This is a genomic window from Streptomyces boninensis, assembly GCF_048572725.1.
GTDB lineage: Bacteria > Actinomycetota > Actinomycetes > Streptomycetales > Streptomycetaceae > Streptomyces > Streptomyces boninensis.
The window spans coordinates 8,064,939-8,089,776 of the sequence record NZ_CP183837.1; the positions used below are offsets into that span (position 1 = coordinate 8,064,939).

Genomic DNA, 24,838 nt, shown 5'->3' on the forward strand with positions numbered 1-24,838 from the left:
GGCCCCGTCGCTCCTCAGCGGGCGACGAGGCTGCGCAGCGGCCGGCCCGCGGCCAGGGCGTCGATGTTGTCGCGGATGTCCCGGGCCCGGCCGCGGAAGGTCTCGTCGGTGTGGCCGGACTGGTGCGGGGTGAGGACCACGTTGCCGAACCCGGTGAAGTCCAGGTGCGAGGGCGGCGGCGCCTCCGGCTCGCGCGGGTTGCGCCACCATACGTCGAGGGCGGCGCCCGCGATGGTCCCGTCGCTCAGCGCCGCGTGCAGTGCCGCCTCGTCCACCACTGGGCCGCGGGCCACGTTGACCAGGATCGCGGACGGCCGCATCGCGGCCAGCGCGGCGGCGTCTATGAGCGAGCGGGTCTCCTCGCTGAGCGGCACGGTCACCACCACCACGTCGCAGGCGCCGAGCAGTTCGGGCAGCTGGTGCTGGCCGCCGACCCAGTCGAGGTGCACGCCGGCCGGGGGCGGCGCGGCCGGGTTGCGGCGTACGGTCCGTACCCGCATCCCCAGCGCATTGGCGGTACGGGCCACCTCGCCGCCGATCTCGCCCATCCCGAGGACGCCCATGGTCCGCCCGGACAGGACGCCGCCGAACGGATAGGCGTGGTCGACCATGGCGTTGTGCCAGACGCCGGCCCGCATGTTCCGCTCGGCGCGGGCCACGTCGCGCAGCAGCATCAGGGAGACCATCACCACGTGCTCCGCGATCGAGCGGCCGTGGTGGAAGGTGTTGGCCACCTGGACGCCCGGCGGCAGCGCGGCCACCGGGATCTTGTCGTATCCGGCGCCGGTGACGTGCAGCAGCCGCAGCCGCTCCATAGGCGCCAGCTGCTCGCGGCTCGCCGCCGAGCACACCAGCACGTCCGCCGTCGCCGCCGCCTTGCGGGCGGCCGGATCGTCTCCGTACGCGAAGGTCCAGCGATGGCCGCCGCCCGCGGTCAGCACGTCCCGGAACCGGTCCATCACCGGCTCGGTGACCAGGATGTCCAGCGGCGCGTTCACCACCGCGGCACCGCCGGGTCGAAGCCGGGCTCGAACCGGCGCATGTACCCGGTGTCGTCGCGCTCCTGGAGGCCGCAGGCGGTGTACTGCTCGTGCAGGCGGGCGAGCGCGTCGCGGTCGAGTTCGACGCCGAGGCCCGGCGCGGTGGGCACCGCGACCGCCCCGTCCCGGAAGGCGAGAGGGCCCGGCACGATCACGTCCTCCGCCGGGTCCTTCCACGGCCAGTGGGTGTCGCAGGCGTAGTCGAGGTTCGGGGTGGCGGCGGCCAGGTGGGTCATGGCGGCGAGGCTGATGCCCAGGTGGGAGTTGGAGTGCATGGACAGGCCCATGCCGAAGGTCTCGCAGATGCCGCTGAGGCGCTGCGAGCGGCGCAGTCCACCCCAGAAGTGGTGGTCGGAGAGCACCACTTGGACAGCATCCTGTCGTACGGCCGGGGGGAGGTGGCTGAAGGCGACCACGCACATATTGGTGGCCAGCGGCATCGGCACCTCGCGTGCCACCTGGGCCATGCCCTCGATGCCGGGGGTGGGGTCCTCCAGGTATTCGACGACGCCGTCGAGCGCCTGGCCGACCTTGATGGACGTGGGCACCGCCCAGGCGCCGTTGGGATCCAGCCGCAGCGGGAGGCCGGGAAAGGCGGCGTGCAGCGCCTTCATCGCCTCGATCTCCTCCTCGGGAGCGAAGACGCCGCCCTTGAGCTTGATCGCGGTGAATCCGTACGCCTCGATCATGCGGCGCGCCTGGCGGACGAGCCCCTCGGGATCGAGCGCGGCGCCCCATTCGTCCTCGCCGAGATCCGGGTGCCCGGCCCACTTGTAGAAGAGGTACGCGCTATAGGCGACGCGGTCGCGCACGGCACCGCCGAGCAGGTCGCTGACCGGCCGTCCGACGATCTTCCCCTGCAGGTCGAGCGCGGCCACCTCGAAGGGCGAGAACACCCGGTCAGCGACACTGGTGTCCGTCACCATGCCGCTCATGCCGTGCCCACCCTGACCGCTGTCGGCGGCCAGGGCGGCGGTCACGGCCCGCCACATCCCGTTCAGGTCGAACACATCAAGCCCGGCCAGCGCCCGGCCCGCCTGCTCCAGCCGCCGCAGATGCGCGAGGTCGCCGTAGGACTCGCCGAGGCCGTAGGCGCCGCTGTCGGTCACGACCTCGATGACCGACCGCAGCGCGTACGGCTCGTGCACTCCGACGCTGTTGAGCAGGGGCAGGTCCCGGAAGGCCACCGGCGTCACGCGCACGTCGATGATCCGGTGCGAAGCGGAATCAGGCATGTCCGTGATACTGACACGGGTTCACGGATGTGGACAAGGGTTATGCATGAGAACGTGATCAGCCGCGGAGCGCCACCATCGCGTCGTAGCTCGTCTCCGCCGCCCACAGCGAGCCCTGCGGCTCCAGGGGCGCCCGGTCCTGCTCCCAGAAGTAGAGCGGGTAGCCGGGCTCGCGCAGGGCGCCGAAGAACTTGCGGAAGTTGATTTCGCCGGCGCCGAAGACCACGTCCCGGTACTGGTTCGTCACCGCGGGGTCCCGGACGCCGTCCTTGACGTGGAAGGCGATGAAGCGGCGCGGGTCGGAGTTGACGTAGTTGACGGGCTTGAATTCGCCGAGCTGGTCGCGGTAGCGCAGCGAGCCGCCGTGGGCCCACAGGATGTCGAATTCCAGGAAGACGTAGCGCGGGTCGGTGTTCTTCAGGAAGACGTCGTAGCGGCGCACGCCCGCCTTGTCCGAGACCGGGCCGAACTCCGCGGTGTGGTTGTGCTGGTAGATCTTCAGGCCGTACTTCCGCGCCACCTTCCCGGCCTCGTTGAAGCGGGCGGCGCCCGCCTGGATCTCGGCCATCGTGGCGCCGGGGAAGTCGCTCGCGGTGCCGATGTAGCTCATGCCGAGCTCCGCGGCGATCTCGAACTGCTGCTCCCTGGTGCCCTTGTTCAGCAGCGTGTCCAGGCCGATGTGGCTGCCAGAGGCCTTGAGGCCGTTGTCGTCGAGCAGCTTGCGGAGCTGCGGGATGGTCATGCCGGGCTCGGCCGGTGAGGTGTAGCCGGCGAATTCGATGCGCTGGTAGCCGATCCGGGCCAGCTCTTCGAGTACGGGCGTGAAGCCGAGCTGCTGGATCTTGTCGCGGACGCTGTAGAGCTGCAGGCCGATGCGTCCGCGCGGGATGAGCCGGCGGCCGCAGTCGGCCGCGGCGGGGGTGGCGAGGGCGCCCGTGCCCGTAGCGGCGACGGCGGTGGCGGCCGCCGCGGCGAGGAAGCGGCGGCGGGAGGTGCTGGAGGCCATGGCGATACTCCTGGATGAGTGACCGGAACTCCGGGGTGGTGTGGGGGCAGGGGCCGGGGTGCCCTGCGGCGGCAGGACACCCCGGCGTTTGCGATGTCCCTCAGGACGGGTCCAGCACGACCTGGGCGCTGCCCGTCTTGCCGCCCGGGTCCGTGTACTCGGCGACGAACACGCCGGTCACGTGCGGGTCGGCCGGGTCATGGCCCTCGACCGGTGTCGTCTGGATCGTGCCGGTGCAGCCCGCGGCTGTCGTCTGCGGGTGTCCGTGCGTGTCATGGCCGACGATGTAGTGCACCTGCACCTTCGTGCAGTCCACCGGCTGCTCGTCGGAGACCGTGACTTCAAAGTCCACCGCGTCGCCGAAGTGGAACGCCTGGTCCTCGACAGGCTTCACCAGCGTCACCTTCGGCGCTTGGTCGCCGACGGTGATGTCCACGTCCCAGGCCGCGGCCCGGCCGTGCTCGTCGGTCACCTGCAGGGTCGCCTTGTATGTGCCGTCGGTGCGGTACGTGTGCGACGGGTTCGCGGTGCGGGAGTCCGTCCTGCCGTCGCCGTTGAAGTCCCAGGCGTACCGGATCCGGTCCCCGTCGGGGTCGGCCGTGCCCGCGCTGGAGAACTTCACCGTCAGCGGCGCCAGGCCGTTCGTCGGCTCCGCCGCGATCTTCACCTTCGGCGCGTGGTTGCCGCCGGGGCCGATGTAGTCGATCCGGGACAGCTGGGCGTCCGCGTTCTCCTGGAAGTAGCCGTCGCCGTACTCGAGGACATAGAGCGCTCCGTCCGGGCCGAACTCCAGGTCCATGGGGTTGTCGACGACAGGGTTGCCGAGTGATGCCACCACCGGGTTGATGTCCTTGACGGCCCCGTCCTTGTCGAGCCGGAATTCCTTGATGTAGTCCCGCGACCACTCGGCGAACAGCGGCACGCCGTCGTAGTACTTCGGCCACGCCACCGAGCCCTTGCGGCCGGCGACCTTCCGGTCGTAGTCGTACGCGGGCCCCGCCATCGGCGCGATGCCGCCGGTGCCCAGGCCGGGGAATTCGGCGGACTGGCCGTACGAGTACCAGACCTCGGGCTGCTGCACGGGCGGCAGCTTCGTCAGGCCGGTGTTGTGCGGGGACTCGTTGACCGGGTTGACGCAGTCGAAGGGCGCGCCGGACTTCTGGGTGGCGAAGTCGTAGTCGGTGTACGGGAGCTTCGCGGTGGCGCAGTACGGCCAGCCGTAGTTCCCCGCCTTGCTCAGCGACACCCACCGGCCGGTGCCGGCCGGGCCGCGGGCCGGGTTGGCCTCGCGTGCGTCGGGGGAGTAGTCGGCGATGTAGACCTCGTCGGTCTCCCTGTTGATCTCGACGCGGAAGGGGTTGCGGAAGCCCATGGCGTAGATCTCGGGCCGGGTCTTGGCCGTCCCCGGCTTGAAGAGATTGCCCTTGGGGACGCCGTACGAGCCATTGCCCCTGACCTTGATGCGGAGGATCTTGCCGCGCAGGTCATTAGTGTTGGCCGACGTGCGCTGGGCGTCAAAGGCCGGGTTGCGGTCGGGGCGCTCGTCGATCGGTGCGTAGCCGTCCGACTGGAACGGGTTCGAGTCGTCGCCCGTCGTGAGCAGCAGATTCCCGGCGGAGTCGAAGGCGATGTCGCCGCCGACGTGGCAGCAGATGCCGCGGTCGACCGGCACCTGCATGATCTTCTGCTCGCTGCCCATGTCGATCTTGTCGCCGGTGAACTTGTAGCGTGACAGCTGGAGGTGGCCCTTGAAGCGGTCCCAGTCGGCCTTTGTGCCCTCGAAGGGCGCGTCGCCCTCGTTGGCGGGCGTCACCGGGTCGTCGACCGGGGTGTCGAGGGGCGGCGAGTAGTAGACGTAGACCCAGCGGTTCTTCTTGAAGTTCGGGTCGATCGCGATGTTCTGCAGGCCCTCTTCGTCGTGCTGGTACAGGTCGAACTGCGCGGCGAGCTTGTTCACCCCGGTGTCCGGGTCGTTCAGCCACACCTGCCCGCCGCGGGTGGTGTGCAGGACCCGGCTGTCCGGCAGCACGGCGAGGTCCATCGGCTCGCCGGGCCGGTCGTTGAGCGTGACCTTCTCGAACTCGGAGTCCGGCGGCGGCGCCTGCTGCTGAGCGGGCTGCGCCTGCGGCTCGGTCGGCATGGCCGACACCGCGGGCGTGGTCAGCAGCGCGGCGCTCACGACACCTGCCAATAACACGCTGAATCTTCGAAGCATGTCCCCTCCCCTGGGGCTCGAGCGACATGTCGTTCGAACGTCACCTGTGGGGCGCGACGTCGGCGTGGTGGAGATTAGACGGCTTCCGCCGGGACGCCAATGGCTATGACCGTAATTGGTCCAACTTTGTCTCGGCAGAGGGCAAACGGCCGTACGCGCTCCAACTCGGCGCAATATCAGCCCTGTTCCTTGACGCCAGCTGCCATCATGTCGAGGGCCCCGGGCCCGACGGCTCCCTGACGTCGGCCTTTCCCGACCCCGTGAAGGCAGGTGCCGATGGAGCCGCTACGCCCCGGCGATCCCCGGCAGATCGGCCCGTACCGGATCGAGGGGCGGCTGGGGGAGGGCGGGATGGGGCAGGTGTTCCTGGGCTTCTCGCCCGGCGGGCGGAAGGTCGCGGTCAAGGTGATCCGGCCGGAGCACGCCAGGTCCCCGCAGTTCCGCCGCCGCTTCGCGCGGGAGGTGGAGGCGGCGCAGCGGGTGGGGGGATTCCATACGGCGCAGGTCGTGGGGGCCGAGCCGGAGGCCGAGTCGCCGTGGCTGGCTACGGCGTTCATTGATGGGGTGTCGCTGCATGACTTGGTGGCTGAGCGGGGGCCGCTGGGGGATGCGGAGGTACGGGCGCTGGCGGCTGGGCTCGCGGAGGGGCTGGAGGCGGTGCATGCGTGCGGGCTGGTCCATCGGGACCTCAAACCGGGCAATGTGATCATGACGGATGACGGCCCGCGGATCATCGACTTCGGCATCGCCCAGCTGCTGGACGCGAGCGCGCTCACGTCGACGGGTGTGGTGGTCGGGACCTTCTCCTTCATGTCGCCGGAGCAGATCCGCGACGATGCGGTGGGGCCGCCGAGCGACGTCTTCTCGCTGGGTTGTGTGCTGGGGTTCGCCGCGACCGGGAGCAGTCCGTTCGCGGCCGGGGCGATTCCGGCGATCGCGCATCGGATCCTGAGCGAGCCGCCGCGGCTGGAGGGTGTCGAGGGCTCCTTGCGTATGCTGATCGAGTCCTGCCTGGCCAAGGATCCGGCGGAGCGGCCGGAGCCGGCCGCGCTGCTCGGGCAGTCCGCGCCCGCGCCTTCCGAGCCGCCGACCGAGCGGGCGCCCAGGCCGCCACGCACCAGGGTCGAGACGGAACGCGAGCCGTCGGCCGCCCGTCGCATTCCGCGCCGCGCCGTCCTCTTCGGCGGCTTCGGCGCGGTGGCGGCAGCCGCTGCGGCCACGGCCGCCGTAAAGCTGTGGCCGGAGGACGACAAGCGGCAGCTGAGCGACGAGCCGACGTTCTCCGTGCTGTTCAGCCCCGCGGGCGGGGAGCTCCTCGCCGTGCACCAGGGGATCCTGCGGCTGTGGAACACCTCGACCGGCAAGATGACCGCCGAGGCACCGAACAAGGACTTCACCAGCGGCCTGGCCTTCAGCCCTGACGGCAAGTTGCTCGCCACCGGCAGCGAAGCCGCGGTGGCGCTACGGGACGCACGCACCGGAGTCGTCCTCGACCGGCTCAAGAGCAGGTCGCCGGTGATGGCCATCCAGTTCAGTGGAGACGGCAAGACGCTCGCGGTCGGCGACGAGGACTGCGTCGTACGCCTCTGGGACGTGGCCTCCCGCAAAGTCACCACCACCCTGGCCGGGCGCGAGAACCGCGACGGCGCGGCGAAGGCGCGGCTGTGGAGCATGGCGTACAGCCCCGACGGAAAGCTGGTCGCGGTCGGCGCCTCCGCCGGAGTGGACGGCAAGGACAGCCCCCAGAGCTGGCTGTGGGACGCCCGCAGCGGCCGCGTCCTTCACCCCTTGTTGAACGAGAATGTCATGGGCCTGGCCTTCAGTCCGGACAGCAAAAGGCTCGCGTCGGGCAGTCGGGGCGGAGTGCGCACGTGGAACACGGCCACGGGCAAGGTCGCGGCCACCTTCGTTGCGACGTCGACCGGCGAGGTGGCGTTCGACCGGGCAGGCAAGCAGCTGCTGTCCGACGGCGGATACGGCGTCCGCGTCTGGGACGCGGCCACCGCCCGCGAGATCACCACCGTCACCGGCGACGAGCCCGACAGCGGAGTCCCCGCGCTCAGCCCGGACGGCAAGACCGTCGCGACGTGCAAGAACGGTGTGACGCAGGGCGACGACGTGGCCGGCTGCTGGCTGTGGCGGCTGTGAGTGCCGTGTTGCCTCATTTGCGCACGGTCAGGACCACGCGCTGATACGAGGTCAGGCTGGGGGAGCCGTCGTCCGCGGTCTGCAGGATGAGGTGGATGGTCTGGCCGGGCTTCGCGTCCGCGGGGACGCGGAGGCGTGCCGCGGGGCGGCTTGCGGCGGCTGAACTGTCCGTAATCGAGACGCTGCCCGGGTAGGTGTCCGCGTCCTCGTACTGCCACCAGCGGCTGCTCAGCGCATCGCGGTCGGGATCGGTGACCGCGCCCCTGAGCGTGACCTCCTGGCCCGCGCGGACGCTGCGGTCCTGCCTTCCCGTCACGCGGGCGACCGGCGCGTGGATGGCGTCGCGGTGGCGCGGGGTGACCGTCCAGCGGAGTCGGGCGGCGAAGTCCTGCTGGGCCGAGGCGAACCAGCGGGGTGCGGCGTAGCCGTGGGTGGCGTCCTGGTAGCCGCGGAGGCCGGTGTCGAGGAGGTTCAGGTACATCGAGGTGTCGCCCTCGGAGATCCACGAGCCCTTTTCCTGCGGCGGGGTCCACACGACGTAACCCTTGGCGCGGAGCTCCTCGGTGGTGAGGCCGGAGTATCCGAAGTGGTCGAAGATGTCGCCGGGGACCATTTGCCTGCCGTCGCCCCAGACGCGGTAGAAGTCGCCGAAGGGGCCGACGTTCGACACGTTTTCCCTTGTCCACTTCGCGGAGAGGTACTTGGCGTCCTCCGGACGCACAGCGTCGCGCGCTCCGTAGCCCCAGATGTCCGTCGCCATATCGCGGAATTCGATGTTCGGCCAGTTCGGCTTGATGTAGTTCGCGTACATGTCGTCCTGATCCCCGAAGGACTGGATGACCGCCTTCTCCGACACCTTGCGGTAGATGGCGGGCCACTGCGGGGTGTGCTCGTACTCGTCCTTGATGGACTTCAGCGCGCGGGCGATCGTGCTCTGGCCTGCGCCGGTGAGGAGGTAGAGCGGGCCGGGGCGGTGGTCGAGGAGGGCGCGGCGGATGCGGTCGGAGCCGGGGGAGTCCTTGGAGATGTCGCCGTCGAATTCGATGTTGCCGTTGAGGATGCGCGACCTCAGGTCCGCCGGCTTCGGGTAGCCGGCGGCGTGCTTGCGGAGGTTCGGGTACGTCTTCGCGTAGATGTCCACCGCCTCGTGGATGAAACGCTCGCCGGGCTTCCAGCGCCATGAGGTGCAGGGGCAGAGGTTCAGGCCGAAGCGGGTGTATTCACGGCCCGGCACAAACCATTTCGTGCCCTTTCCGTCGCCCGCCCAGTGGACGCCGCTGCTGCTGTAGAGCAGGGCTTCCGTGTCGAATTCGTTGCTGTAGAGCAGGTAGCGGATGAGCGTGTTCTGGTCGTCCAGTTCGGGGTCGGACATGACGATGGCGCGGGGCTTCTTCGCGTCGGCCGCCGCGGCTGGTTCGGCCGCCGCAGGAGTGGCCGCCAAGAGGCCGGCCGCCAGGGCGGTGGTCAGTGCCGGAACCAGGGTTCGTATCGCTCGCTTCATGCGCCGCAGCCCTCCAGGTTGCAGGTCTATTCAGCCTTGAGTCGACATGCATGGATGCTGGGGGCGGCCGCAAGGACTGTCAAGTGACAGGTACGACCCAGGGGTTGACGTGTCCGACTCCGCGTTCGTAGCTTGAATCGCATGTTGACTCAAGGGCGCATAGACATGCAGGAGCCTGATGGCGGCGAGCCGGTCTACGGTGCCGGCGTCTGGCACTTCGCCACCTACGTCGACCGCTACGCCACGGACGGGTACGGCGAGCCGCGTACGATCCTCGACGGCATCAAGCTCGCCGGAGCCGTCGGCGACCTGTCCGTACTCGACCTGAACTGGCCCTTCCCACCAGGGGACATCAGCACCGCCGAGGTGCGCCAGGCGCTGGCGGACGAGGGGCTGCGGGCGATCGCCGTGACGCCGGAGTTCTACACCGGGAAGTTCGCCAAGGGCGGCTTCACCAACCCGGACCCCGCCGTCCGCCGCCAGGCCATCGACCTCGTCGCCGGCTCGGCCGAGGTCGGGCGCGAGCTCGGCGTCGACTACGTGAAGGTCTGGCCCGGGCAGGACGGCTACGACTACCCCTTCCAGGCCGACTACACCGACCTGTGGGGCAAGTCGGTGGACGCCCTGCGCGAGCTCGCCCAGGGCTTCCCCGACCTGAAGTTCGCGATCGAGTACAAGCCGCGCGAGCCGCGCAACCGGATGGTCTTCTCCTCCGTCGCCCGCACCCTCCTCGCCATCCAGGACATGGGCGTGGAAAACGTCGGAGTGCTGCTCGACTTCGGCCACTCGCTCTACGGCGGCGAAACCCCCGCCGAGGCGGCCCGGATGGCGATCGCCCGCGACAAGCTCTTCGCCATCGACGTCAATGACAACTTCCGCGGCTGGGACGACGACATGGTCGTCGGGTCCGTGCACCTGCTGGAGACCTTCGAGTTCTTCTTCGCGCTGCAGGACGCCGGGTGGGAGGGCGTGTGGCAGCTGGATCAGTTCCCGTTCCGGGAGGATCCGGTCGAGGCGGCCCGTACGGGAATTCGCACCATGCGCGCCTTCCACCGCGCGCTCGGCTACCTCGACCGGGACGAGCTCGCCGCCGCCCAGGCCGCGCAGGACGCCCTCGGCGCGCAGCGCATCGCCAAGCGGGCGCTGTTCCGCGCTCTGGCCGAGAGCGAGTCCGCGTGACCATCACAGCATCGGCCGCCGACCCGCTGACCTCCGACGAGGCCGCCGCCGACGACTACCGCCACCGCAGCGCCCGCCTGCGCGCCGCGCCCCCGGCGGAAGCGGCCGAGGAGCTCGCGCAGCTCTCCGCGGCGGTACGGCGCGACATCCTGACCACCATCCGTACGGCCGGAATGGGCCACGTCGGCGGCGACCTCTCGGTCACCGACCTGCTGGTCACCGCCCTGTGGGGCACCCTGGAGCTGCACCCGGAGGACCCGGCCCACCCGCAGCGCGACCGCTTCGTCCTCAGCAAGGGCCACTGCGCCGCCGCCCTCTACTCCACGCTCGCCTCCTGCGGCTTCTTCCCGCGGGCCCGGCTGCGTGACTTCATGGCGCCGCTGTCGCCGCTCAACGGCCACCCGGCCCGGCTCAAGGTCCCCGGCGTCGAGACCAACACAGGACCGCTCGGCCACGGCTTCCCCGTCGCCACCGGCTGCGCCCTCGGCGCCCAGCTGCGCGGAGAGACCTGGCGGACTTTAGTCGTACTCGGCGACGGCGAGCTGCAGGAAGGCAGCAACTGGGAGGCCGCCATGACCGCCGCCCACCACGGCCTCGCCAACCTGACGGCCGTGGTCGACCGCAACCGGCTGCAGCAGGGCGCCCGTACCGAGGACACCAAGACGCTGGAGCCGCTGGCCGACAAGTGGGCGGCCTTCGGCTGGGAGGTGCGCGTCATCGACGGTCACGACCATCGGGCGATCAAGGAGGCGTACGGAAGGTCGACTACGGGCAGGCCTGTCGCAGTCATCGCCAACACCGTGAAGGGCAAGGGAGTTTCGTTCATGGAGGACCGCGTCGAGTGGCATCACAAGGTGCCCACGGCCGAACAGGTCCAGCAGGCGCTGCAGGAGCTGCCGCGATGACCGCCATGGCGGCCGAGGCGCCGGTTTTTGACTGCCGGGCGGACTTCGCGGACGAGCTGAGCGCGCTGGCGCGGGCGGACGACCGGATCGTGGCGGTGTGCAATGACTCGGTCGGGTCCAGCAATCTGGTCGGGTTCCGGGAGGAGTTCCCCGACCGGCTGATCAATGTCGGGATCGCGGAGCAGGACCTGGTCGGCGTCGCGGCCGGGCTGGCCAACGCCGGGTTCATCCCCTTCGTCTCCGCCGCCGCGCCCTTTCTCACCGGGCGGGCGCTGGAGCAGATCAAGGCGGATGTCGCCTATAGCTGGCGGCATGTGGTGCTGTGCGGACAGAGTCCGGGGATGGCGTACGGGCAGCTGGGGCCGACTCACCATGCCATCGAGGACATCTCCTGGATGCGGGCGGTGCCGGGGCTGGAGATCATCGTGCCCGCGGATCCGGCGGAGACGCGGAGCGCGGTGCGCTGGGCCGCTGAGTCGGGGGTGCCGACGTATATCCGGGTGCCGCGCTTCAAGGTGCCTGCCGTCACGCCCGCGGGCGCGGCCTTCGAGGCCGGACGGGCCACTCTGCTGGCCGCGGGCGGTGACGTCACCGTGATCGCGGCGGGCTCGATGGTCTCGCGGGCGCTGGATGCTGCGGCGGCCCTCGGGCGGGAAGGCGTCTCGGCGCGGGTGCTCAATATGACCTTCGTCGAGCCGCTGGACACGGTGGCCGTGGTGGCCGCCGCACGGGAGACCGGGGCGATTGTCACCGTAGAGGAAGGGCTGCTCTCGGGTGGTCTGGGCGCGGCCGTCGCGAAGGTGGTGGCGGAGCAGCATCCGGTGCCCGTACGGATGCTGGGCGTGCCCGCCTTTGCGCCTACCGGGAGCGCCGGCTTTCTGCTGGATCACTTCGGGCTCAATGCGGATGGGATTGCCGCGGCCGTACGGGATGTGCTGGGGCGGTCGCGGTGACCCGGCCCCCGCATGTCCTCGCCATCGATCAGGGCACCAGCTCGACCAAGGCGCTGCTGATCGATGCCCGCGGGGATGTCGCCGCCCGGGCCGAGGCGTCGTTGGCGCAGAGCCACCCCGGACCTGGGCTGGTGGAGCAGGATGCGGGGGAGTTGCTGGCGAGCGTGCGCGCGGCGGTCGCCGGCTGCCTGGGCGGCGTCGATCCGCGTACGGTCGCGGGGGTCGGGCTGAGCACGCAGCGCGAGTCGGTCGTGCTGTGGGATGCGGAGACGGGGGAGCCGGTCGCGCCGCTGGTCAGCTGGCAGGACCAGCGCGGTACGGAGCGGGCCGAGCGGCTCGAACGGGCGGGTGCGGGCGCGGAGATACGGCGCAAGACCGGGCTGCCGCTCGATCCGATGTTCTCCGCGCTGAAGATGGCCGCGCTGCTCGACCGGCACGATCCGTCGCGCAAACTCGCCGATGCGGGCTCGCTGCGCCTCGGCACCGTGGACGCCTTTCTCCTGCACGCCCTCACCGGCAATCCGGTGACCGAGATCGGCAATGCGTCGCGGACGCAGCTGCTCAATCTCGCGACCGGGGACTGGGACGACGAGCTGCTGGAGCTCTTCGAGGTGCCGCGGGCGGCGCTCGGCCGGGTCGTCGCGTCGGACGCGGACTTCGGCGGGGTGCGCGGACTTGAACCGCTGCTGGACGGGACGCCGGTCAGGGCGGTGCTCGGCGACTCGCATGCGGCGCTGTACGCGCACGCCGGATGGCGGCGGGGCATCGTCAAGGTCACGTACGGCACCGGCTCGTCCGTCATGACGATGGTCGGTCCGGAGGGCCCGGCGCCCGAGGACCGGCTGTGCCGCACGATCGCCTGGTCGACCGGCACCCCGGCCCTCGCGCACGAGGCCAACATCCGCTCCACCGGCCGCACACTGACCTGGCTGGCGGACCTGCTCGGGACGTCACCCGACGAGATCATCGGCCTCGCGGCCGCCTCCGACGCCGGCACCACCACGCTCGTCCCCGCCTTCGGCGGCCTCGGCGCCCCCTGGTGGGACGCCCGCGCCGTGCCCGTACTGGCCGGCTTCGACCTGGGCACCGGGCGGGGCGCCCTCGCGCGGGCCGGGCTGGAGTCCGTGGCGCATCAGGTGGGCGATGTGCTCGCGGCGCTGCCGGGCGCGCGCCGGGTCGTCGCCGACGGCGGGCTCAGCCGCAGCGACGCGCTCATGCAGCTGCAGGCGGACGTCGCGGAGGTCACCGTGGCCCGTACACAGAATCACGAACTCTCCGCCGCCGGCGCCGCGCAGCTGGCCGGGCTCGGGCTCGGCCTGTGGACGACCGACACGCTGGAGGAGAGAGCCGACAGCGGGCTGCGGTCCTTCGGACCCGCCTGGGACACCGAGCGCAGAAGAGCCGCCGTCGCCCGCTGGCATCGGGCCCTCGACGCCGCCCGGGACCTCGGAGAAAAGCAGAGGAAGTCATGACCACAGCAGACCTCAAGCCGGGAGAGCGGCGTAGGACCGCGCGCGGCTGGCTGACGCCGGGCCGCGGCAGCCTGATCGCCGTCGTACTCCTCGTCGCGGCCATCGCGCTGACCACGACCTATCGCTCGGAGTCCGCGGCCAAGTCCGGGGGCAAGGAGAAGTTCAGCCCGGCGAAGTACGCCGCCGATACGTACCAGCCGAAGGTAGTCCCCGCGATCAAGAAGAACGCGGTGGATCTCCCGAAGCTGCACAAGGCCATCGCCGCCGATTCCGATGCTGCTGGGAAGCGTTACGGCCACCGGCCCGGCACCGGCCCGTACAGCTTCGCCGTCACCCTCACCGGCACCGCGGGCGAGGCGCGCGACGGGCTGATGGCCGTCACCGTGCCCGGCGTCGACAAGGCCCGCATCTCGATCCAGACCGGACCCGCGATCAACGGCACCGCACTGCGGGACGCGGTCGGCTTCATCAAGTTCGGCCAGTTCACCAACCAGGTCGACTACGCCGACGCCGCCACCGCGCTCAACACCGCAATGAAGGCCAAGGTCCTCAAGTCCTTCGACGCCGCGGCCGCCAAGGGCAAGAAGGTCACCGTCACCGGCGCCATGACCCCGCTGACCCCCGACGTGCTCACCATCACCCCGGTCGCGATAGCGGAGGCATCGTGACCGCCCCCGCGCCACCGGTCATCCGCGCCGCCGAAGTGACCAAGGTGTACGGCGGCACCCAAGCCCTCAAGGGCGTCTCGCTGGACATCGCCGCGGGCCGTACGACCGTGCTCTTCGGCGAGAACGGCGCCGGCAAGTCCACGCTCATGAAGATCCTCAGCGCCGTCGAGCCCCCCAGCACCGGCCACGTCGAACTCGACGGCGAAGTAGTCGACTTCGGCAGCGCCCGCGAAGCGGCCGACCGCGGCATCTCGATCATCCACCAGGAGCTCAGCCTCTGCCCCAACCTCAGCATCCAGGACAATCTCTTCCTCGGCCGCGAGCGCACCCGCCAAGGCGGCGCGCTCCTCGACCGCGCCACCCAGCGCACCCTCGCCCGCGACGTACTGAGCCGCCTGGACGACAAGCTCGACCCCGAACTGCCCGTCAGCGAACTCCGCCTCGGCCAGCAGCAACTCGTCGAGATCGCCCGCGCCCTCCTCCAGAACGCCCGCGTCCTCATCATGGACGAGCCCACCTCCGCGCTCAGCGCCCCCGAGGTCGAGGTCCTCTTCCACGTCATCGGCGAGCTCAAGGCGGGCGGCGTCGCCATCGTCTACATCTCCCACCACCTGGAGGAGGCCCTCGCCCTCGCTGACGACGTCGCCGTGCTCCGCGACGGCAGCATGGTCGCCACCGCGCCCGCCGCGGACATCGACCTCGCCTGGGTCGTACGGACGATGGTCGGCCGCGATCAGGACGACCTCTTTCCCGCCCACGAACCCACCCTCGGCCCCGCCGCCCTTGAGATCACCGAGCTCTCCGTCGCCGACCCCGCCACCCCGGGCCGGCTGGCCGTCGACTCGGTGTCGGTGACCGTGCACGCGGGGGAGACCGTCGGCGTGTATGGGCTGATGGGCAGCGGCCGCACCGAACTGCTCGAATGCCTCGCCGGGCGGCTGCCCGCCGCGTCCGGGAAGGTGCTGCTGCACGGCGAGCCGCTCCCGAGCGGCGTCCGGCGGCGCATCCAGCACGGTCTTGCGCTGGTGCCCGAGGACCGGCAGCGGGACGGGCTCGTCCAGTCGATGTCCGTGGGGCAGAACCTGTCCCTCGCGTCCGTGACCCGGTTCGTACGCCGGATGTTCCTCAACCGGCGGGCCGAGCACGACGGCGTCGCCTCGATGATCTCCGACGTCACCGTGAAGACCTCCGGCGCCGACGCGCCCATCGGCTCGCTCAGCGGCGGCAATCAGCAGAAGGTCGTCATCGGAAAGGCGCTGATGACCGAGCCGCGGGTGCTGCTCCTCGACGAGCCGTCGCGGGGCGTGGACGTCGGCGCGAAGGCCGATGTCTTCCAGCTGATGACGAAGCAGGCGGAGCGCGGCCTCGCCGTGCTCTTCACCACCTCGGAGGCCGAGGAGGCGCTGCACATTCCCGACCGGCTGCTGGTGCTGGTCCGCGGCCGGCTGGTCGCCGACCTGGCCGCGGGCGAGATCACCCGCGACCGGCTGATGAGCCTTGCCGACGGGGCCGACACGACCGAAGAGGCGCAAAAATGAGTGACACCCAGGCCACCCAGGCCAAGGACCACGAGGTCGTCCTGCGGCAGCGGCGCGCGGCAGCGGCCGAGGCAAGGCGCCTCAAGACGCTCAACTCCATCTTCGAGCTGCGGGCATTCATCGCACTCGCCGTGCTGATCGTCGTCTTCAGCGTGCTGTCCGACTCGTTTCTTACGGTCGACAACGTCATCACCATGACCAAGCACGTGGCCATCAACGCGATCCTCGCGCTCGGCATGCTGCTGGTGATCCTGAAGGGCGGCATCGATCTGTCGGTCGGCTCGACCGTCGGCCTTTCGGGGGTGGTGGCGGGCGAGCTGCTGCAAGGCCTGCACCTGAACTTCGCCGACACCGTCGCGTACCCGCAGGTCTGGGCCGTCGTCGTCATCTGCCTCGCGGTCGGCGCCCTGGTCGGCGCGGTGAACGGCATCCTGATCACCCGGCTCAACGTGGCGCCTTTCATCGCCACCCTCGGCATGCTCTACGTGGCCCGCGCCACCGCCCTGCTGATCTCCGACGGCGCCACCTACCCGGACCTCGCCGGCGACCCCGACACCCACAACACCGGCTTCGACTGGCTCGGCGAAGGCCGCCCGCTCGGCCTCCCCGTCGCCGTCTGGATCATGATCGTGCTGGCCGCGCTGATCGTCGTCCTGCTCCGCTCCACGCCCTTCGGCCGCTGGCTGTACGCCACCGGCGGCAACGCCCGCGCCACCGAGCTCAGCGGCGTCCCCGTCCAGCGCGTCAAGATGATCGTGTACGTGATATCCGGCGCCTGCGCCGCGATGTCCGGGCTCATCATCGCCTCCGAACTGAGCTCGGCCGCGCCGCAGGCCGGCGACACCTTCGAGCTCAACGCCATCGCCGCGGTGGTGATCGGCGGCGCCGCGCTGTCCGGTGGGCGCGGCAATGTGCGCGGCACGCTGGTCGGCGCCTTTGTGATCGGGTTCCTGGCGGACGGGCTGGTGATCCTGGGCGTCTCGACCTTCTGGCAGATGCTGATCAAGGGCGCCGTGATCATCCTCGCCGTGATCCTCGACCAGAGCCAGCAGCGCTTCCAGCGCCGCAGGGCGGCGGCTTCGGCGGTCGCTGTCGGGGGCGGGGACGAACCGCCGCCCTCCGGGCCGCCGCCGAAGGTCCCCACCGATGTTTCCGCGTCCAACTGAAAGCACCCGCGCCACGTATCCCCGTACCGAGGAGAGCCGCATGTTCCACCGCACGTACACCTGTACCGCCGCACTCGCCGCAGGCCTGCTCGTCCTGACGGCGTGCGGGAGCTCCGACGACTCGTCGGACGACGCGAAGGGGGAGGGCGGCTCGGCGAAGGGCAAGCTGATCGCCGTCATCACGCCCTCGCCCGACAACCCCTTCTTCAAGGCCGAGGCCGAGTCCGCGAAGAAGAAGGCGGAGAGCCTCGGCTACAAGACCTCCGTCGCCTCGCACGACGACGACCCCAACAAGCAGAGCGAGTTGATCGACGCCGCGATCTCCCGCAAGGCCGCGGCCATCATCCTCGACAACGCGGGCGCCGACGCGTCGATCGGCCCGGTCCGTAAAGCCAACAAGGCCGACATCCCGGTCTTCCTCATCGACCGCGAGATCAACCAGACCGGCATCGCCAAGGCCCAGATCGTCTCCAACAACGCCCAGGGCGCCCAGCTCGCGGGGCAGGAGTTCGTGAAGGCGATGAAGGGCAAGGGCGACTACGTCGAGCTCACCGGCAAGGAGTCCGACACCAACGCGGGCGTGCGCTCCAAGGGCTTCGCCGACGTCCTCACCCAGTACCCCGACCTGAAGCGGGTGGCCAAGCAGACCGCCAACTGGGACCAGCAGGAGGGCTTCAGCAAGATGGAGACCATCCTGCAGCGCCACCCCGACATCAAGGGCGTGATCGCCGGCAACGACACCATGGCCCTCGGCGCGGTCGCCGCGCTGAAGTCGGCCAAGAAGAAGGACGTGATCGTCGTCGGCTTCGACGGCAGCCCGGACGCCATCGCCCAGATCAAGAAGGGCGCCATGCACGCGACCGCGCTGCAGCCCGCCGCGCTCGGCGCCGAGCGGGCCGTCGAGCAGGCGGACAAGTACGTGAAGGACGGCAAGACCGGCAAGCCGGAGAAGCAGGCCATCGACTGCGAGCTCATCACCAAGGAGAACGCGGCCGAGTTCGGGGTCTTCGCCCGCAAGTGACGTAAGGGCGCGGCGATACGATGCGGGCGCAGTGACCGGCCCGCACACCCGATCGATCAAGGAGGGAGGCCCGGTGGCGGTAGCGTCGACGCCGAGCCCTGACCATCTGCGGCTGCTGGTCAAGGTGGCCCGCATGTATCACGAGCGCGGCATCCGGCAGCCCGAGATCGCCGGTCAGCTCAACATGTCGCAGCCCCGGGTCTCCCGTCTGCTGAAAGAGGCCGTCGACCGCGGCGTGGTGCGCACGGTCGTGGTGCCTCCCGAGGGCGTGCACGCCGAGCTCGAGGACGCGCTGGCCGCCCGCTACGGCCTGCGTGACGCCGTGGTCGTGGAGGTGGAGGGCGCGGGCCTGGACGTCATACCCGCGCTCGCCGCCGCCACGGCCACGTACCTCGACGCGACCCTCACGGGCGGCGACGTCATCGGCGTCTCGTCCTGGAGCGCCACGCTCCTGGAGTCGGTGAATGTCATGCGCGCCAAGACCTCGTCCGTCGCCCAGGAGGTCGTCCAGATCATCGGCGGCTCCGGCAGCCCGGAGGTGCAGCTACACGCCACGCGGCTGACCAGCCGGCTCGCCGAACTCACCGGCGCCCGCCCGGTCTTCGCGCCCTCCGCCGCCCTCGTCGGCAGCCGCGAGCTGTGCGAGCTGCTGTGGCGCGAGCCCGCCATGGCCGACGCCATGAAGGTCTGGTCCCGGCTCACCCTCGCCCTCATCGGCATCGGCACCCTGGAGCCCTCGCCCCTGCTGCGCCGCTCCGGGAACGCGATCACGCCCGACGACCAGAAGCGGCTGGAGGAGCTCGGCGCGGTCGGCGATGTCTGCGCCCGCTACTTCGACGGCGCCGGGACGCCGGTGGCGGCGCCCTTCAACGACCGCATCATCGGCATCGAGCCGGAGCAGCTGCAGGCCGTGGAGCGCCGCATCGGCGTCGCCGGCGGCCTCAACAAGGTGGCCGCCATCCGCGGCGCCGTGCGCGGCGGCTGGATCAACATCCTGATCACCGACGCCGAGGTGGCCCGCGAGCTCCTGGCGGAGTGACTCAGCGCCCCACCGCGTAACCCTGCATGCCGCGCGGATTGGCCGCCGCCGACAGCACCCCCGTCTCCGGGTCGCGGACGACCGCGCACAGCCGGCCCTCCGTCCACGCGTCCGCCACGGTCACGTCGTGCCCGCGCTCGCGCAGCCCGTCCACCACGGCCGGGGGCATCCGGGACTCGACCGTGACGCTGCCGGGCTGCATGCCGCGCGGGTAGAAGGAACCGGGGAAGGAGTCGTTGTGCCAGTTCGGGGCGTCGATCGCGCCCTGCAGGTCAAGGCCGCCGCGGACCCGCTCGCGCAGCGCGACGGCCAGGAAGAAGTGCACGCTCCACTGGTCCTGCTGGTCGCCGCCCGGGGTACCGAACGCCATGACCGGCACCCCGTCGCGCAGCGCCAGCGACGGCGTCAGCGTCGTGCGCGGCCGCCGCCCCGGGGTCAGCGAGTTCGGCAGGCCCTCCTCCAGCCAGGTCATCTGCAGTCGGGTGCCCAGCGGGAAGCCGAGCTCCGGGACGACCGGGTTGGACTGCAGCCAGCCGCCGGACGGGGTGGCCGCGACCATGTTGCCCCAGCGGTCGACGATGTCCAGGTGGCAGGTGTCGCCGCGGGTCGTGCCGTCGGCCTCGACGGTCTCCTCGCCGGCCGGGTGTCCGCGGTGGACGGCGACCGTGGGCTCGCCCGCGCCCGCCGCCACCCCGAGCGCGTCGAAGCCGCCCTCCCCGGCGGCGACGGCCAGCGCGTGCGCGGCGATCCGCGGCTCGGCGCCGTCCGGGCGGCCGGGGCGCAGCTCGTACGAGGCCTTCTCGCCGACCAGCGTGCGCCGCTCGGCGTTGTACTCCGGCGACAGCAGCGCCGTGAGCGGCACCTGATCGGCGCCCTCGGCGTCGCCGTACCAGGCCTCGCGGTCGGCCATCGCCAGCTTGCAGCCCTCGATGAGCAGGTGCACGTAGTCGGCCGAGCCGTACGCCGGCAGCTCCGGCGGCAGCAGCGCGAGCTGCTGCAGGAACGCCGGGCCCTGGCTCCAGCCGCCGGCCTTCGCCAGCGTCCAGCCGTTCCAGTCGAAGGTCGCGGGCTGCTCGTATGTGGCGGCGAACCCCGCGAGGTCGGCGGCGGTCAGCGTGCCGGTGTGGCGGGCGCCGCTGGAGTCCAGCGTCGGCCGGTCGGACTGCCGCAGCAGCGCCTCGGCGATGAAGCCCGCGCGCCAGATGCGGCGCGCCTCGTCGATCTGCGCCACGCGGTCCTCGCCCGCCGCCTCGGCCTCGGCGACCAGGCGGCGCCAGGTGGCGGCCAGCGCCGGGTTACGGAACAGCTCACCGGGCCGCGGCGGCCGCCCGCCCGGCAGATACACCTCAGCCGACGAGGCCCACTCGCCCTCGAAGAGCTCCCGCACGGTCTCGACGGTCTCCCCGACCCGCTCCACCGGCGCGTGCCCGTCCTCGGCGTAGCCGATCGCGTACGACAGCACCTTGGCCAGGGACTTGGTGCCGTGGTCGCGCAGCAGCAGCATCCAGGCGTCGAAGGCGCCCGGGACGGCGGGGGCCAGCGGGCCGGTGCCGGGCACGAGGCCGAGGCCGAGGCCGTCGCGGTAGTGCGCCACGGTGGCGCCTGCGGGTGCCGGGCCCTGGCCGCAGAGCACCTGCACCGCGCCGCCGGCCGGCGCCAGGATGATCGGCACCTCGCCGGCCGGGCCGTTGAGGTGCGGCTCGACGACGTGCAGGACGAAGCCGGCGGCGACGGCGGCGTCATAGGCGTTGCCGCCGTCCTCCAGCACGGCCATCGCGGACTGCGAGGCGAGCCAGTGGGTGGAGGACACCATGCCGAAGGTGCCCTGCAGGGTCGGCCGGGTGGTGAACAAGAAGGTGCTCCTAGCGGTGTCGTCTGTACGGGTGCGAGCGTACGGGTGCGGGCGGCGGCTCAGGTCGCCCGGGCGGCAGCGGCCGCCGTCACCGGGGCGGTGCCGTCCTCCCCGACGAGGTGGCAGGACACCTCCCGCCCGCCGCCGGGCAGCGTACGCAGCGCGGGCTCCTCGGTGCGGCACCGGTCGACGGCCAGTGGGCAGCGGGTGTGGAAGCGGCAGCCGGACGGCGGCGCCAGCGGGCTGGGCAGGTCGCCGCTGAGGACGATCCGCTCCCGGGCCCGCTGCTCCCCGGGGTCGGGCACCGGCGCGGCGGACAGCAGCGCCTGGGTGTACGGGTGCTTGGGGTCGGCGAACAGCTCGGCGGCGGGCGCCTGCTCGACGATCAGCCCCAGGTACATCACGGCGATCCGGTCGGCGAGGAACTCGACGGCGGCCAGGTCATGCGTAATGAACAGGCAGCCGAAGCCGCGCTCGCGCTGCAGGTCGGCCAGCAGGTTGAGGACGGCGGCCTGCACCGAGACGTCCAGCGCGGAGGTCGGCTCGTCCGCGATCAGCAGCCGCGGTCCGGTGGCCAGGGCGCGGGCCAGGGAGATGCGCTGGCGCTGGCCGCCGGAGAGCTCGTGCGGATGCCTCTCGGCGTGCTCGGGGCGCAGCCCGACCTGGCCGAGCAGCTCGCCGACGCGGGCGCGGGCGGCGTCGCCGCGGGCCAGGCCGTGCAGCCGCAGGGGCTCCGCGACGATCCGGCCGACCGTCATCCGCGGGTCGAGGGAGGAGGACGGGTCCTGGAAGACGATGTGGAAGTCCTTGCGCAGCGGCCGCAGGGCGCGCCGGGAGAGCCGGGTGACGTCGGTGCCGTTGATACGCACCGTGCCGCCGGTCGGATCGTCCAGGCGGACCGCGCAGCGGCCGACGGTGGACTTGCCGCTGCCGGACTCGCCGACCAGGCCGACGACCTCGCCGCGGCCCACGGTGAGGCTGACGCCGTCGGCGGCGCGGACGGTGCCTGCGGCACCGGGGAAGTGCCGTACCAAGCCGTCGAGTTCGAGGACGGGAGTAGCGGCATCAGGGGGTTGGGTCGCCTGGGTCGTCACTTCGCGGCCTCCTCGGTCAGCTGGGGGAGCGGGGCGTCCTGGGGGTGCCAGCAGGCCGTACGGTGAGGTCCTCCGTCGTCGTCCGCCGCGGCCAGCACCGGACGGGCGGCACCGCACCGGTCGTCGGCGAGGGCGCAGCGCGGCGCGAAGGTGCAGGCGTCCGGCTGCGTATCGAGGCTCGGCACCAGGCCGGGGATCTCCGGCAGCCGCCGCTTGCCCTCCGCGCCGGGCCGGAGCACGGCGCCGAGCAGGCCGCGCGTGTACGGGTGCCGGGGCGCCCCGAACAGCTCGTCCACGGGGGCCTGCTCCACCGGCCGCCCCGCGTACATCACCAGCACCCGGTCGGCGGCGTCGGCGACCACACCCAGGTCGTGGGTGATCAGCACGACCGCGGTGCCGAGCCGCTCGCGCAGCGACTTCAGCACGTCGAGGATGCCGGCCTGCACGGTGACGTCGAGCGCGGTGGTCGGCTCGTCGGCGATGAGCACCGCCGGGTCGCAGGCGACGGCGATGGCGATCATGACGCGCTGCCGCATGCCGCCGCTGAGCTGGTGCGGGTACGAGCCCACTCGCCGCCGCGCGTCCGGGATGCCGACCAGGTCGAGCAGCTCGACCGCCCGTTCCCGCGCCTCCTTCCGCGTGAGTCCCTGGTGCCGGCGCAGCACCTCGCCGATCTGCCGGCCCAGGGTCAGCACCGGGTTCAGCGAGGTCATCGGCTCCTGGAAGATCATGGCGATCTCCTTGCCGCGGACCGCGCCGAGCTCCTTCTCACTGGCGCCGACGAGCTCCCGCCCGCCGAGCCGGACGGACCCGCCGACCCGCGCGCTGGGCGGCAGCAGCCCCACGGCGGCCATGGCGCCGACGGACTTCCCGCAGCCGGACTCACCGACGACGGCCAGGACTTCACCGGCGCGAAGGTCGTACGAGACGCCGTCGACGGCATGCACGGTGCGGCTGTCCGAGACGAAGGAGACGCTCAGATCGCGCACGCTCAGAACCGGACTGCTCATCGGGTCGCTCCACGGGGGTCGAGGACATCGCGCAGCCCGTCGCCGAGCAGGTTGAAGGCGAGGGTGGCGGCGACGATGGCGAGGCCCGGCCAGACCGCCAGCCAGGGCGCGTCGGCCAGGAAGGACTGGGCGCCGGCGAGCATCACGCCCAGCGAAGGGGCGGGCGGCTGCACGCCGAGGCCGAGGAAGCTCAGCAGCGCCTCGCCGATGATGGCGGTGGGGATGCCGACGGTCGCCTGGACGGTCAGCGCCGAGGTGGCGTTGGGCAGGATGTGGCGGAAGAGGACGGTGCCGTCCCCGCCGCCGTTGGCGACCGCGGCCGCCACGTAGTCGGCGCCGCGCAGCCGCAGCGTCTCCGCCCTGGTGATCCTGATGACGGCGGGGATCTGCGAGATGCCGATGGCGATGGTGGCGTTGGCGAGCGACGGGCCGAGCACCGCCGCCAGGCCGACCGCCAGCACCAGGAAAGGGAAGGCCAGCAGCGTGTCGGTGAGCCGGGAGACGAGGGTGTCGGCGAACCTGCCGTAGTACCCGGCGAGCAGCCCGACCGGCACCCCGATCACGAAGGCGAGCGCCACCGCGAGCAGCCCGACCTGCATCGAGGCGCGGGCTCCGTACACGATCCGGGACAGCTGGTCGCGCCCGAGGTCGTCGGTGCCCAGCCAGTGCTGCGCGCTGGGCGCGCCCAGGATGTTGTCGAAGTCTGTCTGCGCCGGGTCGTACGGGGCGATCAGCGGGGCGAGGAGCGCGGCCAGCACGAAGACGGCGCCGACCACGCCGCCGGTGACGGCGAGGCGGTTCTTGCGCAGCGCCCGTACCCGGTCGTCGGCGATGGTGATCATCGGGCACCTCCGAGCCGGATGCGCGGATCGATGACCGAGTACGCCACATCGACCAGCAGATTGATCAGGATGTACGCGGCCGAGGTGCACAGCACCACGCCCTGCAGGGTCGCGTAGTCGCGGTTGAACACCGAGTCGATCGTCAGCTTGCCGAAGCCCGGGAGCACGAAGATCTGCTCGGTGACGACCGCGCCGGAGATCAGATGGCCGAGCTGCAGGCCGAGCACGGTGACCACGGTGACCAGGGAGTTGCGCAAAGCGTGGCCGCGGATGACCTGGGAGCGCGACAGGCCCTTGGCGCGGGCGGTGCGCACGAAGTCGGCCGACAGCGAGTCGAGCATCGCCGCCCGGGTTTGCCGCATCACGACCGCGGCCAGCGCCGAGCCGAGGACGACGGCGGGCAGCACCATGCGGCGCAGGTTGTCCACCGGGTCCACGCCGAAGGGCACGTACCCGGAGGCGGGCAGCACGGGGACGGCGATGGCCAGGCCCAGCACCAGCACGATGCCGAGCCAGAACGCCGGGACCGACAGGCCGAGCAGGGCCAGGCCATTGACCAGCCACTCCTCCGGCTTGCCGCGGCGCACGGCGGCGACGATGCCGGCACCGATGCCGACGGTGATCGCGAACAGCAGCGACAGCGCGGCGAGTTCGAGGGTGACGGGCAGCGCCTCGGTGATGCCGTCGGCGACCGGCAGTCCGGTGCGGGTGGAGGTGCCGAAGTCGCCGGTGACGGCGTCGCGGATGTACGTCAGATACTGCACGACGATGTTGTCGTTGAGGCCGTACTGCTCGCGGATCTGCGCCAGCATCTCGGGCGTGCGCTCCTCGCCGGCGAGGGCCAGCGCGGGGTCGCCGGGCAGCGCGCGGATGCCGGCGAAGACGACGATCGAGACCAGGACCAGCGTGACGGCGGACTGGCCCAGGCGCGCCAGCACGTAGCGCAGCATGGGC

The 24,838-nt window shown here is 71.4% G+C and carries 20 protein-coding genes; 10 read left to right on the forward strand and 10 right to left on the reverse strand.

All coding sequences use genetic code 11. The features are described from left to right. Positions 1 to 14: 14 nt before the first annotated feature. The 4 genes from ACNNMR_RS36460 to ACNNMR_RS36475 form a co-directional block, all read right to left on the reverse strand. On the reverse strand, positions 15 to 998 hold the full coding sequence (locus tag ACNNMR_RS36460) for a 2-hydroxyacid dehydrogenase (protein WP_419998973.1): 984 nt from the start codon (positions 996 to 998) through the stop codon (positions 15 to 17). Next, positions 995 to 2,275: a glucarate dehydratase family protein gene (locus tag ACNNMR_RS36465; protein ID WP_419998974.1), complete on the reverse strand. Its 1,281-nt coding sequence runs from the start codon at positions 2,273 to 2,275 to the stop codon at positions 995 to 997. Before ACNNMR_RS36465 ends, ACNNMR_RS36460 begins: the two co-directional genes overlap by 4 nt. A gap of 58 nt (positions 2,276 to 2,333) precedes the next feature. Next, entirely contained in the window at positions 2,334 to 3,281 is a 948-nt protein-coding gene (locus tag ACNNMR_RS36470; protein ID WP_419998975.1) for a sugar phosphate isomerase/epimerase family protein, read from the reverse strand. Positions 3,282 to 3,381: 100 nt separating this feature from the next. Beyond that, entirely contained in the window at positions 3,382 to 5,496 is a 2,115-nt protein-coding gene (locus ACNNMR_RS36475) for a PQQ-dependent sugar dehydrogenase (RefSeq protein WP_419998976.1), read from the reverse strand. Between the two features lie 276 nt (positions 5,497 to 5,772). Between ACNNMR_RS36475 and ACNNMR_RS36480 the strand changes: the two genes are divergently transcribed. Beyond that, on the forward strand, positions 5,773 to 7,644 hold the full coding sequence (locus tag ACNNMR_RS36480; RefSeq protein WP_419998977.1) for a WD40 repeat domain-containing serine/threonine protein kinase: 1,872 nt from the start codon (positions 5,773 to 5,775) through the stop codon (positions 7,642 to 7,644). Between the two features lie 13 nt (positions 7,645 to 7,657). Here the strand turns inward: ACNNMR_RS36480 and ACNNMR_RS36485 are convergent, their stop codons facing one another. After that, on the reverse strand, positions 7,658 to 9,145 hold the full coding sequence (locus ACNNMR_RS36485; protein WP_419998978.1) for a nucleoside hydrolase-like domain-containing protein: 1,488 nt from the start codon (positions 9,143 to 9,145) through the stop codon (positions 7,658 to 7,660). 141 nt (positions 9,146 to 9,286) lie between these two features. On the opposite strand from ACNNMR_RS36485, the gene ACNNMR_RS36490 reads away from it, so the two are divergent. The 9 genes from ACNNMR_RS36490 to ACNNMR_RS36530 all read left to right on the forward strand — a co-directional run bounded on the left by ACNNMR_RS36490 (position 9,287) and on the right by ACNNMR_RS36530 (position 19,086). Continuing rightward, on the forward strand, positions 9,287 to 10,324 hold the full coding sequence (locus ACNNMR_RS36490) for a sugar phosphate isomerase/epimerase family protein (RefSeq protein ID WP_419998979.1): 1,038 nt from the start codon (positions 9,287 to 9,289) through the stop codon (positions 10,322 to 10,324). Then, positions 10,321 to 11,229, forward strand: a complete 909-nt coding sequence (locus tag ACNNMR_RS36495) for a transketolase (protein ID WP_419998980.1) — start codon at positions 10,321 to 10,323, stop codon at positions 11,227 to 11,229. Before ACNNMR_RS36490 ends, ACNNMR_RS36495 begins: the two co-directional genes overlap by 4 nt. Beyond that, positions 11,226 to 12,182, forward strand: a complete 957-nt coding sequence (locus tag ACNNMR_RS36500) for a transketolase family protein (protein WP_419998981.1) — start codon at positions 11,226 to 11,228, stop codon at positions 12,180 to 12,182. The genes ACNNMR_RS36495 and ACNNMR_RS36500 overlap by 4 nt, the downstream gene beginning before the upstream one ends. After that, a complete protein-coding gene (locus ACNNMR_RS36505; RefSeq protein ID WP_419998982.1) occupies positions 12,179 to 13,654 on the forward strand; it encodes an FGGY family carbohydrate kinase in 1,476 nt (491 codons plus the stop codon). Before ACNNMR_RS36500 ends, ACNNMR_RS36505 begins: the two co-directional genes overlap by 4 nt. Beyond that, positions 13,651 to 14,322, forward strand: coding sequence for a DUF2291 family protein (locus ACNNMR_RS36510; RefSeq protein WP_419998983.1), 672 nt, complete (start codon positions 13,651 to 13,653; stop codon positions 14,320 to 14,322). The genes ACNNMR_RS36505 and ACNNMR_RS36510 overlap by 4 nt, the downstream gene beginning before the upstream one ends. After that, positions 14,319 to 15,860, forward strand: coding sequence for a sugar ABC transporter ATP-binding protein (locus ACNNMR_RS36515; protein WP_419998984.1), 1,542 nt, complete (start codon positions 14,319 to 14,321; stop codon positions 15,858 to 15,860). Before ACNNMR_RS36510 ends, ACNNMR_RS36515 begins: the two co-directional genes overlap by 4 nt. Next, complete coding sequence (locus ACNNMR_RS36520; protein WP_419998985.1) at positions 15,857 to 17,026, forward strand: ABC transporter permease; 1,170 nt, start codon at positions 15,857 to 15,859, stop codon at positions 17,024 to 17,026. Before ACNNMR_RS36515 ends, ACNNMR_RS36520 begins: the two co-directional genes overlap by 4 nt. A gap of 40 nt (positions 17,027 to 17,066) precedes the next feature. After that, entirely contained in the window at positions 17,067 to 18,047 is a 981-nt protein-coding gene (locus ACNNMR_RS36525; protein ID WP_419998986.1) for a D-ribose ABC transporter substrate-binding protein, read from the forward strand. A 73-nt stretch (positions 18,048 to 18,120) separates the two neighbouring features. Beyond that, positions 18,121 to 19,086 (forward strand): sugar-binding transcriptional regulator, encoded by a 966-nt coding sequence (locus ACNNMR_RS36530; protein ID WP_419998987.1) that lies wholly within the window; start codon positions 18,121 to 18,123, stop codon positions 19,084 to 19,086. A gap of 1 nt (position 19,087) precedes the next feature. Here the strand turns inward: ACNNMR_RS36530 and ACNNMR_RS36535 are convergent, their stop codons facing one another. The 5 genes from ACNNMR_RS36535 to ACNNMR_RS36555 are packed head-to-tail and all read right to left on the reverse strand — an operon-like array spanning position 19,088 to position 24,834. Further along, entirely contained in the window at positions 19,088 to 20,938 is a 1,851-nt protein-coding gene (locus ACNNMR_RS36535; protein ID WP_419998988.1) for a gamma-glutamyltransferase family protein, read from the reverse strand. Positions 20,939 to 20,997: 59 nt separating this feature from the next. Then, positions 20,998 to 22,032: an ABC transporter ATP-binding protein gene (locus tag ACNNMR_RS36540; RefSeq protein ID WP_419998989.1), complete on the reverse strand. Its 1,035-nt coding sequence runs from the start codon at positions 22,030 to 22,032 to the stop codon at positions 20,998 to 21,000. Continuing rightward, on the reverse strand, positions 22,029 to 23,042 hold the full coding sequence (locus tag ACNNMR_RS36545) for an ABC transporter ATP-binding protein (RefSeq protein ID WP_419998990.1): 1,014 nt from the start codon (positions 23,040 to 23,042) through the stop codon (positions 22,029 to 22,031). The genes ACNNMR_RS36540 and ACNNMR_RS36545 overlap by 4 nt, the downstream gene beginning before the upstream one ends. Beyond that, positions 23,039 to 23,884: an ABC transporter permease gene (locus tag ACNNMR_RS36550; protein ID WP_419998991.1), complete on the reverse strand. Its 846-nt coding sequence runs from the start codon at positions 23,882 to 23,884 to the stop codon at positions 23,039 to 23,041. Before ACNNMR_RS36550 ends, ACNNMR_RS36545 begins: the two co-directional genes overlap by 4 nt. Further along, positions 23,881 to 24,834, reverse strand: coding sequence for an ABC transporter permease (locus ACNNMR_RS36555; protein ID WP_420000611.1), 954 nt, complete (start codon positions 24,832 to 24,834; stop codon positions 23,881 to 23,883). Before ACNNMR_RS36555 ends, ACNNMR_RS36550 begins: the two co-directional genes overlap by 4 nt. Positions 24,835 to 24,838 lie beyond the last annotated feature (4 nt).